Raw genomic sequence first — 17,998 nt, forward strand, 5'->3', positions numbered from 1 at the left:
GCTGTAAAAAATGATAAAAAATCACTTATTTGATAATTTAACCACGTATTTAATTCAATGTTTTTAGTATTTCAAGGTGTTTATTGATAAATACCTAAAAGCTCACAGGGATGTTGTAAGAATAAACACATACACCCTCGCCTTTGATACAATAAAATCCAATGCTTGAACGAAATACGTTATGAATTAAGGTGCTTGAGTAAAAAAAAGAACTTTTCCTGTGGAGATAAATTGACTTTATCCCGCTAGTTAAAAAGAATATACCAACTGTTCATTATATCAGGACGAGAATACTACTCCTATCAAATGGATTCTCGATCTATAAAATTAAAGCTATTTGCGTACTGTTCCTTTTTACTAAGCTGGATAAGTTCTGCCGCAGTCTGCCCCATTTGTTTAAAATCTGTGCTAATAGTGGCAATTCCCAGTAGATCTTTTAAGGGAGTTTCATTATATGATATGATACCAATATCTTTTCCTTTCACTAGATCTGTCTCTCTGATTTGTTTCACAAGATGAACTAAATCAGTTTCTGTAATGGTAATATATACATCTCCTTGCTGAAGTTCCATATCATCATAGATGACATCTAATACTTCAAAATCAAATGAATGAATCACGCAAAACTTTCTAAACCCAATAAAGATGTTTTTAGGATAAGGGTAAATAGACTTACTGGGATAGACCAAGATGAGTTTTTTATATTTCTTGAGCTTATGCGCGGCATCTTGAAGTGCGTTAAAAATATCATCTTCAAAATTTTGATATACCTGACTGACCTTTTCAGGGAATTGTTGTACAAAATTGTCCAATAAAAGGAGTTTTTCATGAGGTATTTTTTTCATTACCTCTAGTGCCCGGTCTTCTAATCTGGTATAGGTTTGATACGCATCTTTAAAATGCGGCATGATTACATAGTGGTCGTACTTTCCTAATGCCTGTTCTATTTGTTTAACGAACAACTCCTGGTCACAGTAATAAATTTGAAGATCGATAGTTGTATCGTTGTCTATTTGATCTACAAAAGCATTGTAAATTGCCATTTTATAGGAACTTAGTTTATTGATCAAAAAGAATACAGACCGCTTTCGTTCAAGATCTGTCTTTACAATATAAAAACCCTTTCCTTTAACCGACTCGATAATTTTTTTCTCCTTAAGTTTATTATAGGCTTTTTCAACTGTATCACGCGATAAATAAAGCTCTGCACTAATAATATTAATAGAGGGAATTTTTTGACCTATTTCTAAATTTCCGGCGGCAATATCATCGATAATGGAATCTACGATCTGCTTGTATTTAGGTTTTCGTGAATTGTGATCAATTTTTATATTTATCATTACTTCCATAACCTATTTAGTATGAGGAACAATGCTCTTTGTTCTGTTGAATTATTAATTTAAGCGCTCAATATCGCTAAATTTATAATGTTTACTCATAATTTTTAATAGATTATCAGATTAAAAGTTAATTTAACAGCATAGCACAGGATAGTCGTTGTCAGCGATGTGCTTACATTGGTCTCAGAATATTTCTCAAGCTAGCCAACTTTAATGTGACATTATGCCGTCAAAAACTCAACATTTTAAATACGTCGATTATCTATGGGATCACGAAAAGGCAAAAACCTTTGAACATGACGAAGTAGGAATTTTTTTATATCGCTCTAACCTGCTGGGCTCAGATTTACGTATCACCAATTATGGTGGGGGAAACACAAGCTGCAAAACCTTAGAAAAAGACCCGCTAACTCATGAAGAAGTTGAAGTCATGTGGGTTAAAGGATCTGGTGGAGATATAGGAACCCTTACCAAAAATGGCATTGCCGGTCTTTATACCGAAAAACTCCATGACTTAAAGAAGGTCTACCGTGGGTTAGAACATGAAGATGAAATGGTCGCTCTACTATATCACTGCCTCTACGATTTAGATAGCAAAGCACCTTCTATAGACACACCTTTACATGGTTTACTGCCTTTTAAACATATTGACCATCTACACCCCGATGCCTTAATCGCTATAGCAGCCGCTAAAGATGGAAAAAAAATTGCTCAGGAGATCTGGGGAGATTCAATTGGCTGGATTCCCTGGCAACGTCCTGGATTTGATCTTGGAATCCAACTGGAACAATGCTATGCAAAAAATCCTCATATTAAAGGAATCATACTTGAAAGTCACGGTTTATTTACCTGGGGAGATACCTCGTATGAATGTTACATGAATAGCTTGAAAGTGATTGAAGAAGCTTCAGCTTATATTGAAAAAGACATAGAAAAAAATCAATCCGTTTTTGGAGGTAAAAAAATAGAGGCATTACCAAAGGAAGAGCGCCTAGCTCAAGCTAGTTCATTATCTCCTTACCTAAGGGGCTTATGCAGTAGTGAACAACGAATGATAGGTCATTTTACAGATCAGGAGCGTGTGCTTACGTTTATCAATAGTAAGGATTTAAACCGTCTTGCGCCTATGGGAACTTCCTGTCCTGATCATTTTTTACGGACTAAAATCAAACCTTTAGTCCTGGATCTTGATAAAAACACAGATCTTAGCGATGCTACACTGGTGATGGATCAGCTTACTCCTCAATTTGAGCAATACAGAACAGATTACGTTTTATATTACAAAAAACATAAGCATGATTATAGTCCGGCAATGCGTGACCCTAATCCCATTGTCATCCTCTATCCGGGAGTAGGTATGTTTACTTTTGCCAAGAATAAGCAAACTGCACGGGTTGCCGCTGAATTTTATGTAAATGCCATCAATGTAATGCGTGGTGCCGAAGCAATCTCATCCTACACCGCCTTACCCCGCCAAGAAGCCTTTGATATTGAGTACTGGCTGCTTGAAGAGGCAAAATTACAGCGAATGCCAAAAGAGCAATCGCTTTCGCGGAAAATTGCATTTATCACCGGAGGCGGAGGAGGAATAGGAAAGGCTATTGCCGATAAGTTAATTGCTGAAGGAGCCAATGCTATCATCACAGATCTCGATCAAAAGAATCTGGATGATGCCATTAAAGATTACTCTTTAGATCAGGCGACCGCAATCTCCTGCGATGTAACAGATTCATCTTCTATTGCTGAAGCGTTTAAAAAAGCTTGCCTGAATTATGGAGGTGTTGACATTGTTGTGCATTCTGCTGGCTTGGCCATTTCTAAATCCCTGGAAACTACCTCTATCCAAGAATGGGATTTACTTCAAAATGTATTGGTCAAGGGACAATTCCTACTGGCAAAACACAGCGTAGATATCCTAAAGAAACAGGATTTAGGAGGTGATCTCATTCACATTGCCAGCAAGAATGGATTAGTTTCTGGTCCAAATAATGTGGGGTACGGTACCGCAAAAGCTGCACAACAGCACATGACCCGATTATTAGCTGCAGAATTAGGCTCACTTAAAATCAGGGTTAATACGGTAAATCCCGATGGAGTCATCGTAGGTAGCAAAATATGGGAAGGAGACTGGGCAGAAGGCAGGGCCAAAGCACACGACATCAATGTTGAAGATTTGCCAGCACACTATGCGAAACGCAATTTACTTCATGAAATAATTCTTCCGCAAGACATTGCCAATGCAGTTTTTGCTCTTGTAGCTATTCTGGATAAATCCACTGGTAACACAATTAATGTAGATGGAGGAATGCCTAATGCATTTGTACGATAACGACTATGAAAATAGAACAGGATCAAATATCGACTATCAATAAAACGTCTTGGCAACAGCATAACGAAGCCTTTGATCACCTGGCGTCAACAATTAAACATATTGATGTAGAGGATATCATAAGCACATTGGCAGAATTTCAAATTGCTATCCCCAGTTGGGCACTTGGTGCCGGTGGAACTCGCTTTGGTCGTTTTCGATTTGGTGGTGAGCCTGCAACATTAGCACAAAAACTGAATGATATTGGGGTATTGCATTCGCTTACAGGTAGCGCAGGAGCCGTATCCTTGCATATTCCATGGGATATCCCTGAAGACTATAAGGCTATCAAAGAAATAGCAAGCTCTCATAACATTGAGTTTGATGCAGTCAATTCAAACACCTTCCAAGATCAGCCAGATGCCCAACATAGTTACAAGTTTGGTTCCTTGAGCCACATACACCGGGATATCCGTAACCAAGCTATTGCCCACAATAAAGAAGTGATTGATATAGGCACTAAATTAGGCTCAAAAAGCCTTACCATTTGGTTAGCTGACGGATCTTCGTTTCCCGGCCAACATAATTTTCAAAAAGCTTTTAGCCATACGCGTGAAAGCATTGTGGATATATACAATTATATGCCAGAAGATTGGAAGTTATTTATCGAATATAAACCTTATGAACCTAATTTTTACAGCACCGTGATCCAGGACTGGGGAACTTCACTCCTTCTGGCAAATGCTTGCGGTGAAAGAGCCTTTACCTTAGTAGATTTGGGACATCATTTACCTAATACCAATATTGAACAAATCGTTGCAACCTTGATGTTACACGGTAAATTAGGAGGATTTCATTTTAATGATAGCAAATATGGCGATGATGATCTTACCGTTGGAGCGATAAAACCCTACGCCCTCTTCTTGATTTTTAATGAGTTGGTGTATGGAATGAAACACAACACCAATAATCCAACTCCGTCGTGGATGATTGACGCAAGTCATAATATAAAAGATCCGCTTGAAGATTTGTTACAAAGCCTGGATGCTGCCATGATTGCTTATGCTAAGGCAATGCTGATTGATCAAAAAAAACTTAGTGAAGCACAACAAAGTAATGATGTGAGTCGTTGCCAGGAAATCCTAAAAGACGCCTACCTTACTGATGTACGTCCCATCGTTCAACAAGCCCGGTTAAATGTAAGTGCTGCGCTGCATCCCTTAGAAGCATATAGATCGCTTAACGTAAGAAAACAGTTAATCAAAGAACGTGGTCTAAAAACCGCTGCTACCGGACTTTAAGATGACTGCCGAATGAAACAAGTTACTGCCATATTTGACATTGGTAAAACCAATAAAAAGTTCTTCCTTTTTGATGCAAACTATCAAGAAGTATGGCGCGAGTATACCAATATTAAGGAGATTATAGATGAAGACGGCTACCCAACGGAAGATTTACCGGGTTTATCACATTGGTTAAAAGATCTTTTTGACCGCATTTTAGCTTCAGAAGAATACGATATTACTGCCATAAATTTTAGTACGTACGGAGCCAGCATGGTCTATTTAGATGAACATGATCAATTGCTAACTCCACTTTACAACTACACTAAACCTCTTCCAAAGAAAATATTAGAAAAATTCAAGCAAACCTATGTTCAGGATGGTTCCTTTGAAGTCGCTACTGGCACTCCTCTAACTCCTACCATGCTTACTGCCGGATTACAATTATATTGGCTTAAGTATGAGCAAACCGAAGTTTTCAAAAAGGTAAAGTATGCCCTTAGCTTTCCACAGTATTTATCTTTTCTGTTTACCGGTATTGCTGTAAGCGAATATACCAGCATAGGCTGCCACACAGGGTTGTGGAATTATGAAACAAAGGATTATCACCAATGGGTGTATCAAGAACAGCTTACACATATTCTTCCTCCCATAGTTTCTGCTCAAACCAGTATTAACATGACCTATCAAACCAAACGTATGAGGATTGGCGTGGGAATACACGATAGTTCTGCCGCGATGCTTCCTTACTTATTAAGTGATAAAAAACCTTTTATCCTGCTATCTACCGGTACCTGGAGTATTGCCCTAAATCCTTTTAACGACCAACCCCTTACAAAAAATGATCTTGCGAATAATTGCCTCAATTATATGCAGGTTAATGGTGAGCGTGTAAAAGCGGCGCGCTTCTTTATGGGAAATGAATATAAAATTCAGGTAGAAAAAATATCGCACTATTTTAAAAAACCTTATGGGTATCATCGTGATATAGTATTTAATCAAGACATCTATGAGCGTTTAATCCAGCAAAAGGCGTCAAGATTTAAGTTTGAAACCATAGTTCTAAAACGAGATTCTCCCGGGCAAACTTCATTAGAACATTTTGAATCGTTTGAAGAGGCCTATCATCAATTAATGATTGAGTTAATAGAGTTACAAACCTTTGCGCTTAAAAATGTAATTCAAAAAAGCACGATAAAGAAAATTTACATTGACGGAGGATTTACAGACAATTATATATTTATCACCTTAGTTACGTATCATTTTTCTGCCTATAAAGTACGCACTACGATCTCATCCTTAGGATCTGCCTTAGGAGCAGCCATGGTAATGAGTGATGATAAACTCCCTAAAAAATTTCTAAAGAAAAATTATAAAATGCAAAAACTGGTTCCAATTGAACTAGTTTCAGCTTGATCCTATGCAATTAGTGTATAATACATCATATCCATCTGTAGATGACCTTCGGGTTAAAGCGAAGAAAAAAATTCCCGGATTTGCCTTTGAGTATCTGGATGGAGGGTGTAACGATGACGTCAATCTAAGAAGAAATACACAAGAAATAAGAGAAGTCCAGCTAAAACCTCAATACCTAAAAAAACATAAAGGCTCCAGTCTTAAAACGCAATTATTCGGTCATGAATACGATGCACCTTTTGGAATTGCACCTGTGGGCTTACAGGGATTAATGTGGCCTAATGCAGCAGAGATTCTAGCTAAAGCAGCTCACCAACACAACATCCCTTTTGTATTAAGCACCGTAACCACCACGAGTATAGAACGTGCGGCTCAATTGACCGAAGGAAAGTTTTGGTTTCAGCTTTATCACCCAACAGAGAATTCATTACGGGATGACATCTTAAAGCGCGCTCAGGATGCTGGATGCAACGTCTTGGTGTTGTTGTGTGATGTACCTACGTTTGGCTATCGCCCCAGGGATATTAAGAACGGGTTATCCATGCCGCCCAGAATGACTTTAAACAATATTCTTCAAATCTTAGGTCGACCAGAGTGGGCATTAAAAACTTTACAACACGGTCAACCCAACTTTGAAACCCTCAAAGCGTACATGCCGAATAATCTGGATATGTCTCAATTAGGAGCGTTTATGGACCAAACATTTTCAGGAAGGTTGGATGAAGAAAAAATAAAACCCATCAGAGAACAGTGGAAAGGTAAAATTGTTCTTAAAGGAGTAGCCAATCGCTTAGATGCTCAAAAAGCATATGACTTAGGATTGGATGGCATAATTGTCTCTAATCACGGGGGTAGACAACTAGATGCAGGCGAATCAACCATCAAACCTCTAAAAGAAATTGCAGCAGAGTATAGTTCAAAAATGACTGTAATGATGGATAGTGGCTTACGATCAGGACCTGATATTGCCAGAGCCCTTGCCGTTGGAGCGTCATTTACCTTCTTGGGTCGTGCCTTTATGTATGGCGTTGCAGCTCTGGGTAAAGAAGGAGGAAATCATACCATAAGTATTCTCAAAACTCAACTACAACAAGTCATGGAACAGTTGTGCTGTGAAAAGACAGTAGATCTCTATGAACATTTAATTGATCACACACCTTAACTCATTCCTTTAATGTCTCAATTTAATATAGAAGAAGAAATAGAAGAAATTACCGGGGGTGAATATGAGCGTACTCCCGTTCCTAAAAAAGCACTAAAAGGCTGGAAAAGTTTTTTAGGCATGTATGCTGGTGAACATGCCGCAGGAACTGAATTTATGATAGGACCTCTATTTTTAACCGCCGGGGTAAGTGCGTTTGACTTAATTGTGGGATTATTAATCGGGAACTTTTTGGCAGTATTAAGCTGGAGATATTTGACCGCTAGCATTGCTATAAAACATCGTCTTACCTTGTATTACCACTTTGAAAAAATTTGTGGTAAAAAATTAGTTACCGCTTATAATCTCGCCAATGGTATTTTATTCTGTTTTTTAGCCGGGGCCATGATAACCGTATCAGCCACAGCAGTAGGAATTCCGTTTGAGATAGAAATGCCAAAACTTACTGATACCATGCCCAATAGTATGACCTGGATCATAATTGTCTTGAGCATTGGAGCGGTGATCTCTATCATCGCCGGCAGCGGCTACGATACCGTTTCTAAAGCCGCTAATTGGATGTCTCCCGTCATTGTTACAGCTTTTATTGCTTGTGGTATTGTAGCGTTGGGACAACTTAATGTCTCAAACTTTACTGACTTTTGGAATATCTGGGGAGAAGGATCGGCACCGTTCCCCGGTCAAACAAAATTTACCTTTTGGCACGTAGTAATTTGGAGCTGGTTTTGTAATGCTGCCATGCATATTGGGATGTCAGACCTTTCAGTATTTAGATTTGCGAAGAGCTCCTCATCAGGATGGACAACCGCTGCCGGGATGTACGTAGGTCACTATATGGCGTGGATCGCTGCCGCATTATTATACGCAGTATATCTAAAAACACCTGAGGCTCAAGCATTTTTAACTAATGGTGAAGCTCCGCCGGTAGCTCCGGGACCTTTGGCGTATAATGCGATTGGAATTTTTGGGATCATTGCCGTTGTGCTGGCAGGATGGACCACGGCAAATCCCACTATGTATCGTGCGGGTTTGGCTTTTCAAGCCATCATTCCTAAAGCCTCAACGTTTTGGGTAACCATCCTGGCAGGTAGCATCGCCACAATTGCGGGAATTTTTCCTGCCTTTGCCATGAAATTATTGAACTTTGTAGCACTGTACGGCTTTATTCTCGCACCTATAGGAGCCATTATTGTATTTGATCACTTTTTTGCCAAAAAAGCCGGGATTATCCCTTTTTATGCTGAAAAGGCGCATCAATCCTTTAATCTTTCAGTTTTGCTAGCATGGCTGATCAGTTTTATGATATTCTACGGAATTTCGGTACAATTCGATATTTTTCTATCTTTTGTAACACTTCCGGCTTGGCTATCCTGCGGAATATTCTATTTAGTATTCAGCAAATTCCTTCAGAAAAAATCATACGCCTATTCATAATCTACACGCATGAAAAAATTATTTTTTATCTTCAGCTTACTTCTGTTTTTCAATACTGCGTTAGCCTTTCAGCAGCAGGACTATCACTATTATGAAGATCCTAAGGTGACCGCAATTAATCGCTTGCCCGCAAAAGCTACCAGCATTTCGTATGCTTCCGAAGAAAAAGCACTGCAGGCAGATCGTAAACAATCTACCCGCTACAGATCAATTAATGGAGATTGGAAATTTGAGTGGGTACCTATCCCCGAAGAAGCCCCAGCAAAGTTTTACACTCAAGATTTTAACGATAAGAATTGGAAGACCATTCCCGTGCCATCGAACTGGGAATTGCATGGCTATGGCACCGCGATCTACACCAATGTGAGGTATCCATTTGAGCCGGTAAATCCTCCTTATGTACCAGATGATGATAACCCTACGGGAAGCTACAGAACCACCTTTACTGTTCCCCAAAACTGGGAGGGTCAACAGATCAGCCTGAATTTTGGCGGAGTGAGCTCTGCCTTTAAGGTCTGGGTGAATGGAAAAGAGGTGGGTTATGGTGAGGATAGCATGCTGCCTTCAGAATTTGACATTACTTCACATATTAAAAACGGAGTAAATTTACTCGCTGTACAAGTCTATCGCTGGAGTGACGGGGTCTATCTTGAAGACCAAGACCACTGGCGGTTAAGCGGTATTCACCGGGATGTGTATCTTTCGGCTTCGCCGAAAGTTCAGCTATACGACTTCTTTGTTAAAACAGATTTGGACGCAAATTATGAGGATGCAACACTTTCTATACGACCCAAAATTAAAAGGTACGATCAAACGAATGTGGATGACTGGACACTTGAAGCTCAGTTGTATGATGCAAATCTCAAGCCTGTATTAGATAGTGTATTATCTCTTCCACTCAAAGGAATCCTACGTGAATATTATAATCAACGTGGCAAGCCTAAGTTTGGTTTAATTGAAACTACCGTCAAAAAACCCTCAAAATGGAGTGCAGAGCAACCCAACCTTTACACCCTTGTTCTAACCTTAAAAGACCAGAATAAAAGAGCTGTTGAATATCGCAGTGCCAAAATAGGTTTTAGAGAAGTTGAATTAATTGACGGAGAGTTATTTGTAAATGGGAAATCAGTTTTGATCTACGGCGTCAATCGGCACGATCATAATCCTGTTACCGGTAAGGTGATTGAAGAAGCATTGATGATCAAAGATATTAAAACCATGAAGCAGTTTAATATCAATGCCGTGCGGACATCGCATTATCCCAATGACCCCAGATGGTATGAACTTTGCGATCAATACGGATTATACCTCATGGATGAAGCTAATCTGGAAACGCATCAATTAGGTGGTTTTCTTAGCAACAAAGCAGAATGGGGTGCAGCGCATTTAGAGCGTGCAACACGCATGGTTGAACGTGATAAAAATCACCCTTCCATTATTTTTTGGTCCTTGGGAAATGAATCAGGATCTGGCCCTAATCATCAGGCCATGGCAGGCTGGATTGATAATTATGATGAAACCAGATTTATTCATTACGAAGGTGCGCAAACACTAAATCATAAGGGAAAAGATTTTTTGAAAGATCCGCCGTATGTAGATATGATTAGCAGGATGTATATGCCCATTGAACCTATGATTAAACTGGCCAATCTACCTGATGATAACAGAGCTGTAATTTGGTGTGAATACGCACATTCTATGGGAAATTCTACGGGGAATTTATTTAAATTTTGGAATGCCATAAGATCAAATAAACGCATGATCGGTGGATACATCTGGGATTGGGTAGATCAGGGATTGCTTCAACAAACTGCTAAGGGAGAATCCTTTTATGCATACGGTGGCGATATGGGTGATACTAAAATCAACGATAAAAACTTTTGCTTAAACGGAATTGTCAATCCAGATCGCAGTCCACAGCCTGCTTTATGGGAAGTTAAGAAAATTTTTCAGCCTCTAGCTTTTGAAGCAATTGATCTGGCTAATAAGAAAGTACTCATAAAAAACAGGCACCATTTTAATTCACTGAATGCGTACGAGTTTCATTGGAAGATTGAAGAAAGCGGAAAAACGATACGAGAAGGCACACTTGATCTCATTAATTTAGCTGCAGGAGAAACCCGCACGGTAGAAATACCATTTTCAACGATTAAGACCAAGCCCGGAAAATCCTATTATTTGTTTATATCTGCACAATCAAATAAAGAAATGAAATGGGCTGAAAAAGGCCATGAAGTAGCCTGGGGTCAATTTGAGTTACCTCTCAATACACAGCCCGTAGTGTTCAAAAAGAATAAAAAAGCAGGTTTTGAAAAGAGCGAAAATAATGAACAGGTTACAATCACAGGGAAATCCTTTACAGTTAGGTTTGATAAAACTACAGGAACTTTAGTAAAGTATACCAGCGGTGGAAAAGATATTATTGACGGTGAGGTTGTCCCCAATTTTTGGAGAGCGACTACAGATAATGATCGCGGCGGTGGGCGCACACCAAAAACACTACACGTATGGAAAGAAGCCAGCGAAAAACGTTTCTTGGAGAAATTTGAAGTGAACAGTTCGGACGATCAAGGTTTTGAAGTTGTTAGTGTATTAAGTTTTGCCGAAGGTAAGGCCAAAGTAGAAATTACCTACACGGTTTATAGTGATGGCGCACTTCATATAAGAAACAAATTCGATGTTATGGAAAATGCAGATCTGCCAATGCTGCCGCGATATGGTATGGTATTCCCTATGCATACCTCTTTAGATACATTTACCTGGTTTGGACTTGGACCTCATGAAACCTATCCAGATCGTAAATATGGAGCCTATATGGATAAATTTTCTATGAATGTATATGACGATTACAAAGGATATATAAGACCTCAAGAAAGTGGAAATCGTTCTAATGTCGAATGGTTTGCACTTATCAATAACAAAAACAAAGGACTCGAAGTGAATAGTTTAGATGGTACGCTCCATGTAAATCCATCCCCTTACTCAACGAAAATGATTGATGATGCGCTACATACCTACGATTTAAAAGAATCTGACCATATCATGCTACATATTGACTTGGAACACATGGGTGTAGGCGGAGACGATAGCTGGTCCAAAAATGCCCTACCCCATCCTGAATTTAGGGTCAAACCAACCAACAAGAGTTATCATTTTATACTACGACCCGTAAGTGGGAATCCTGAGCCTCACAGATTGCAAACACAAGAAAACTAGTAAAGTTGAATGATGCTTTAAAATATGATTTATTTTGACTTCCTTTAAGTATAAGATCAATGTAGAATGAGGGTCTTATTGAGACGTTTATTGTGTAAAATATGGTTGATTAATTGATCGGTGTAGGATGGAATCAAAATAAACTCATCATTGTTGAACAATCATCGCTGGTGTAACTACTGTTCTAAATCCTACATGATCTGACCCTGAATCTCGGCTTGTAGACATTCGTGCAGAAATTCTGTAGCTGGCACAATAAGATGCATGACATAGATAAGACCCCCCCTTAATAATCATTTCTTCCTGAAAAGGATTTTGAGGATTATAATATTCAGTAGCTCCTGCTGGATTAACTATGGGTTGATCACCTTCTAAATTTTTATAGTACATAGGATTGTAGATATCACTAGTCCATTCCCATACATTACCCAAAAGATCGTAGAGACCGATACTATTGGGTGGATAAGATTTAACTGGGGCAAGGTATTCAAAACCATCTCTAGTGGTGGATTTTATTGGAAATTCCCCCTGCCAGGTATTTGCATGATCTTTTAATTGTTCAGGGTCATTCCCCCACGTATAAATTGTATGAGTGAAATTCCCCTGTGCAGCAGCTTCCCATTCCGCTTCAGTAGGTAATCTTCTTTTTTTCCAGGCACAATACGCCAGAGCATCTTCATAGGCGATATGGACCACCGGATATTCTTCTTTGCCTTGGATTGAACTGTTAGGTCCTTGAGGGTGCCTCCAGTTTGCGCCTATTTTCCAAGTCCACCAATTCCCATAATTACTCATATCTGGGCGACCAGAGATGTTTCGATTAAAGACCAGGCTTCCGGGTAGTAATAAAGAATCAACGGGTTTTCTAGTTCCCTGTGGTAAATCCTTTTTCATCTCTTCCCAATTAATAGGCCGTTCAGCAACAGTAACATACCCGGTAGCAGTAACAAATTCTTCAAATTCACTATTAGTTACTTCAGTTTTATCCATAAAGAAACCATCGACAATAACTTTATGAGCCGGTTTTTCCCGATCCATCGCGTACGCATCACCTACTTTTGCACCCTTTATAAAAGTTTTGCCTTGTACCCATTGCATTCCCTTCGGAGTCTGAATTGAATCTGGCTGGTTTATTATAATGTCGTAGGTTTTTTTTGAATCTAATTCATCCTCACTAGGCATAATTTTCTGCTTACAACTAAAACAAAAAAATAGTGCAACCATTCCTGCAATAAGCTTAAACCTTCTCATACGTGCAATTATTTATTAATCCTATTCATTAAAAAATCATAGCCAAACAGCAGTTATATAAACCTAATCTTGAATTCCTTCGATCGTAACTCCTCATAAATTTTTCGATCATACCTATACAGAAAAGATCCTTTTTTTGAGGTATCCTTTACCTTTTTGTTTGTTTTTACTAAAAACGAATACGACAGCACTTTCTTTCTAAAATTAGCGGTATCAAATTTTTGTTGGTATAATTCCTCGTAAAAATTTTGTAGCTGCTTTAATGTAAAATACTCAGAGAGCAATTCAAATGCAATGGGATTAAATTTAGCACGCTCTCTTAATTTTGCCAGCGCATCGTTAACCATGTTATCATGATCAAAAATTAGCTTGGGCAGATCATTCAATGCAAACCACTTTGACCCCACTTGTTTTGACGAATTATTGTGATAGTCTGCAATACGAATTAAGGCAAAATGCGCTATTGAAATGACCCTACCCCCGGGATCACGATCTGGACGCGTATAGGTGTGCAATTGATCCAAATAGATATTATTCAATCCTGTTGCAGAATATAATACGCGGTGTGCGGCTTGATGAGCCGTTTCTTCTATGCCCAAAAATGTTCCTATTAACGACCAGCGATCTTTTAACGGGGGAATGGGTCTTTTTATAACTAAAAGCTTTAAAGTACCCTCTTCGATCCCAACAATAATACAGTCTGTGGCGATAAGAGTTTTTAAAACTTGTGGGTACATTGTCATTTTATAGTGTCTGAAAAATTAGATGACGATAATAATAAAAGTACAAATTACAATTATTATATTTGAAAGGTAAATTCATTTCTTGTATGTCGCTCACTCAACATCTCTCAGCAGATTATATTGTTTACTCCCCCGGAAGAATTAATCTGATCGGTGAACATACTGATTACAATGATGGATGGGTATTACCTTCGGCCATCAATAAAGAAATCAAGCTTTATTTTAAAGAAAATTCTCATCCCTCTATTTGCAGTGTATACAGCCAATCATTAAACAAGAAATTCTCTTTTGATCTTACAAACATACAAAAGAGTACTGTTGAATGGGAAAACTACGTTTTAGGAGTTATTGACCAGCTTCAGAAAAACGGATTTAACCTAAAGGGATTTGATGTTAGTATTGAAAGTGATCTCCCTTCTGGATCAGGAATAAGTTCTTCGGCTGCATTGGAATGTGGTATAGGCATGGGGTTAAACGAAATGTTTCAGCTTCATATCCCTAGAGAAGATATTGTTAAGATGGCTCAAAAAGCTGAACAAACTTTTGTGGGAACTCAGTGCGGTGTTATGGATCAATATGCATCTGTTATGAGTAAGGATAACACCTTTATTTTATTAGACTGTCGTTCTTTAGCAGCTACATATATCCCGGTAGATCTAGACAATTATAATTTGGTGCTGCTCAATACAAAAGTCTCTCATTCACTGGCGTCAAGTGAATACAATACCAGAAGAGCTGAATGCGAAAAAGTCGTTACTACTCTTCGAAAAAAATATGATGACGTTAATGCTCTAAGAGACGTAACGCTACCTATGCTGAATGAATTTAAAGAATACCTTACTCCAACCTTATTTAAAAGAGCAAAGTTTGTCATTAGTGAAAATTCTCGTGTTCTTAAAGCGGCAGAAACATTACATCAAAAAGACTTCTATGCGCTTGGGAATCTTATGTACGAATCACATAATGGTTTACAACATGACTATGAGGTGAGTTGTAAAGAACTGGACTTTTTAGTCGATTTTAGTAGATACAATAAAGCAGTACTTGGAAGCCGTATGATGGGCGGTGGATTTGGAGGCTGTACCATTAGTTTAGTAGAAAAAGGGATCTCGTCATTCTTTATAGATCAAGCCTATAACGCGTATAAAAAAGAATTCAACCTAAAACTGGATTCAATGATTGTACAACCAACATCTGGTACACGAATACAAAAGCTAAACTCATGAATATGTCTCTTCATCAGCACCCACATCGTCGTTTTAATATTCTTACTGGAGAGTGGATACTGGTATCTCCTCACCGCACAAAACGACCCTGGCAAGGAAAAGTAGAAAAGAAAATCGATGATCACCGCCCTCCCCATGATGAGAATTGCTACTTATGCCCGGGAAATAAAAGAACAAGTGGTGAAGTAAATCCTAACTATACCTCACCGTATTCTTTTGTAAATGACTTTTCGGCTTTACTCAACGATACTCCGCAACAAAAATACGATCAGGAACTACTAAAAGCGAAGAGTGAACGCGGTATATGTAAAGTAATTTGTTTTTCACCTGATCATAGTTTAACCCTACCGCTCATGAGCGTTGAAGATATTACAGCGGTTATCAAACTTTGGCAGCAGGAGTACAAAATTCTTGGAGATCATGTTGATATTAATCATGTCCAAATATTTGAAAATAAAGGGCAAATGATGGGCTGTAGTAATCCTCACCCTCACGGGCAAATTTGGGCGCAAGAATCTGTTCCATTAGAAGTACAAAAGAAAACAACTCATTTTAAGCGTCACTTCCAAGAATCTGGGAGAAATCTATTAGAAGATTATCTCTCCCTAGAACTAAAAGAAGATAAGCGTGTGTTGTATGCGGATGATTATATGGTGATCATCGTTCCATACTGGGCAGTATGGCCTTTTGAAGCAATGATTATCCCCAAAAAACGCGTGGCTCACCTCAATGAATTTAGCACATCGCAGGAGAAATCTTTTGCTAAGGCCATCAAGCATCTCACTACGATTTATGACAATTTATTTGAAACCAGTTTTCCCTATTCGGCCGGGATTCATCAGGCTCCTACAGATGGTGAAGATCATCCAGAATGGCATCTACACATGTCATTCTACCCTCCTCTACTACGATCAGCTATCGTAAAGAAATTTATGGTTGGCTACGAGTTGTTTGCAGAACCTCAACGTGACATCACAGCAGAGCAAGCTGCAAACCGGTTAAAAGAACTATCTAATGTGCATTACACAAAGAGATAGTGCAAATTTTTTCATCAACCACTTAGGACGATGCAAAATAAAAATTACTCTTAAAGAATGATTCCCGATGTAAAATTTGGTGTATTGTTTACACCAAACCTAATCGAACCAGCAGAAAGCAATACTGATTTCCAATTTAACATCAGCATTCTCAAAACTCATCTTGTTAAACGAAACTCTACTCAGTAATCCCAAATTTGTAAATAGTCGTAGATCCATATTTTTGATCAGTCTGTAGTACTGGAGATGGAAAGTTTGGATGATTAGGGGAATCTGGATAATATTGGGTTTCTAAACAAAACCCTGTTCTGTTTTTATGAATTGAATTACCTCTTGAGTTTTCTAAAAAATTACCGGTATACAGCTGCATTCCAGGTTTATCAGTAAAAACATCTAACGTTCTGCCACTATCCTTTGCCCTGGAACTTGCGGCATGTACCAACGATTTGGCGTTAGATTTATTTGAATTTAGTACATAATTATGATCATAACCACCAGCATATCTTAACTGCTCCTCTTGGTTATTAATTCGCTTTCCGATAGCCGTGAAATTTCTAAAGTCGAAAGGTGTATTCTCAACAGATCTTAGTTCTCCTGTCGGAATTAGATTGTCCTTAATTGGTGTAAAGTTGTCTGCCTTAATCTGAAGCTCATGCGCCAAAATTGAATTATTCGTATCTAATGATAAGTTAAAATAAGAATGATGCGTTAGATTTACGATAGTCGTTTTATCTGAAGTTGCGCTGTATTGAATAATCAATTCGTTTTCGTCTGTCAAAGTATAGCGTGTCTTTACGTTTAAGGTTCCTGGGTAAGCATTCAAATCTTCTGGGAACTCCGTTGCAAATTCAATCCAATTTTTGCCATGATCAATTACCTCCCAAACCGTATTATGAAAACCGTGCTCTCCCCCATGGAGATGATTGCCTTGGTTGTTTTTATCTAGCACTATTTCTTGATCATCTAGTTGGAATTCGCCGTTAGCAATCCTATTTGCATATTGTCCTATTACCGCCCCTAGATACTTCTCTTCCTGATTTAAATATTCTTCTAATGTATTATATCTAAGTACTATCGTTTTAAAGATTCCATAACGATCAGGTGTAAGTAATTCAATAAGTCGTTGCCCGTAGTTAGTAAAGGTGGCGGTAAGTCCATTACTATTATAAAGCGTAAAGACGTCAACTAATTTATTTTCAGTATTCTGAATAAATTTTTCTATGGAAAAAGCCACCTTAAAAAAGAATTTTGAAAGATTGAAATACTAAATCGTAATATAACAATAATGAAAACAATGGGCATAGATTGATAATCTTTTGGCCAGCTCCGACCTCCCTTTAGTGCATGAAAGATACTTTTATTATTCTTTCACATGCCTGTAAATAAAAGAATATTTCAATGAAGTAATTTAAATTCTAAAAATCACCTAGGTTAAATTTTTGATAAACCCATGATCCTGTCAATAACTTTTAAAATATCTTTAGCGGAGACTAAATGTAATGAACCACAAATTTGAAAGCTTTACTTATTTATAATAATAGTAATGCTATTAAATAATTGTTAAATTGACATCTCCCTGGTT

At 38.3% G+C, this 17,998-nt stretch carries 12 protein-coding genes; 8 read left to right on the top strand and 4 right to left on the bottom strand.

What is annotated here, in order from left to right; translation table 11 throughout:
• Window positions 1-302: 302 nt before the first annotated feature.
• Window positions 303-1,349, bottom strand: coding sequence for a GntR family transcriptional regulator (locus ABD000_RS12700; RefSeq protein WP_343768214.1), 1,047 nt, complete (start codon window positions 1,347-1,349; stop codon window positions 303-305).
• A gap of 214 nt (window positions 1,350-1,563) precedes the next feature.
• On the opposite strand from ABD000_RS12700, the gene ABD000_RS12705 reads away from it, so the two are divergent.
• Genes ABD000_RS12705 through lacZ form a run of 6 tightly spaced genes read left to right on the top strand, consistent with a single transcriptional unit; the run spans window position 1,564 to window position 12,159 of the window.
• Window positions 1,564-3,669 carry a bifunctional aldolase/short-chain dehydrogenase gene (locus ABD000_RS12705; protein ID WP_343768216.1) on the top strand — a complete coding sequence of 702 codons (2,106 nt, stop codon included), beginning with the start codon at window positions 1,564-1,566 and terminating at the stop codon, window positions 3,667-3,669.
• A gap of 5 nt (window positions 3,670-3,674) precedes the next feature.
• Window positions 3,675-4,949, top strand: coding sequence for a sugar isomerase (locus ABD000_RS12710; protein WP_343768218.1), 1,275 nt, complete (start codon window positions 3,675-3,677; stop codon window positions 4,947-4,949).
• A 12-nt stretch (window positions 4,950-4,961) separates the two neighbouring features.
• Window positions 4,962-6,347 carry an FGGY-family carbohydrate kinase gene (locus ABD000_RS12715; RefSeq protein WP_343768220.1) on the top strand — a complete coding sequence of 462 codons (1,386 nt, stop codon included), beginning with the start codon at window positions 4,962-4,964 and terminating at the stop codon, window positions 6,345-6,347.
• A gap of 4 nt (window positions 6,348-6,351) precedes the next feature.
• A complete protein-coding gene (locus ABD000_RS12720) occupies window positions 6,352-7,509 on the top strand; it encodes an alpha-hydroxy acid oxidase (protein WP_343768223.1) in 1,158 nt (385 codons plus the stop codon).
• A gap of 12 nt (window positions 7,510-7,521) precedes the next feature.
• Window positions 7,522-8,943 (top strand): purine-cytosine permease family protein, encoded by a 1,422-nt coding sequence (locus tag ABD000_RS12725; protein WP_343768225.1) that lies wholly within the window; start codon window positions 7,522-7,524, stop codon window positions 8,941-8,943.
• 9 nt (window positions 8,944-8,952) lie between these two features.
• A complete protein-coding gene (lacZ, locus tag ABD000_RS12730; protein ID WP_343768227.1) occupies window positions 8,953-12,159 on the top strand; it encodes a beta-galactosidase, LacZ type in 3,207 nt (1,068 codons plus the stop codon).
• A gap of 147 nt (window positions 12,160-12,306) precedes the next feature.
• Here lacZ and ABD000_RS12735 read toward each other — a convergent pair whose 3' ends face one another.
• A complete protein-coding gene (locus ABD000_RS12735; RefSeq protein ID WP_343768229.1) occupies window positions 12,307-13,410 on the bottom strand; it encodes a formylglycine-generating enzyme family protein in 1,104 nt (367 codons plus the stop codon).
• A gap of 53 nt (window positions 13,411-13,463) precedes the next feature.
• Window positions 13,464-14,147 (bottom strand): NUDIX hydrolase, encoded by a 684-nt coding sequence (locus ABD000_RS12740; protein ID WP_343768231.1) that lies wholly within the window; start codon window positions 14,145-14,147, stop codon window positions 13,464-13,466.
• 92 nt (window positions 14,148-14,239) lie between these two features.
• Here ABD000_RS12740 and galK point away from each other — a divergent pair, with 92 nt between their 5' ends.
• Both galK and ABD000_RS12750 read left to right on the top strand, forming a co-directional pair.
• Complete coding sequence (gene galK / locus ABD000_RS12745) at window positions 14,240-15,379, top strand: galactokinase (RefSeq protein ID WP_343768233.1); 1,140 nt, start codon at window positions 14,240-14,242, stop codon at window positions 15,377-15,379.
• Window positions 15,376-16,416, top strand: coding sequence for a UDP-glucose--hexose-1-phosphate uridylyltransferase (locus tag ABD000_RS12750; protein ID WP_343768235.1), 1,041 nt, complete (start codon window positions 15,376-15,378; stop codon window positions 16,414-16,416). The genes galK and ABD000_RS12750 overlap by 4 nt, the downstream gene beginning before the upstream one ends.
• Window positions 16,417-16,594: 178 nt before the next feature.
• Here ABD000_RS12750 and ABD000_RS12755 read toward each other — a convergent pair whose 3' ends face one another.
• The gene (locus ABD000_RS12755; RefSeq protein WP_343768237.1) at window positions 16,595-17,650 is read right to left on the bottom strand and encodes an aldose epimerase family protein; all 1,056 of its coding nucleotides are present in this window, start codon (window positions 17,648-17,650) and stop codon (window positions 16,595-16,597) included.
• Between the last annotated feature and the right edge of the window lie 348 nt (window positions 17,651-17,998).

Origin of the sequence: Gangjinia marincola, from assembly GCF_039523415.1 — a bacterium.
In the GTDB taxonomy this organism is placed as follows: domain Bacteria; phylum Bacteroidota; class Bacteroidia; order Flavobacteriales; family Flavobacteriaceae; genus Gangjinia; species Gangjinia marincola.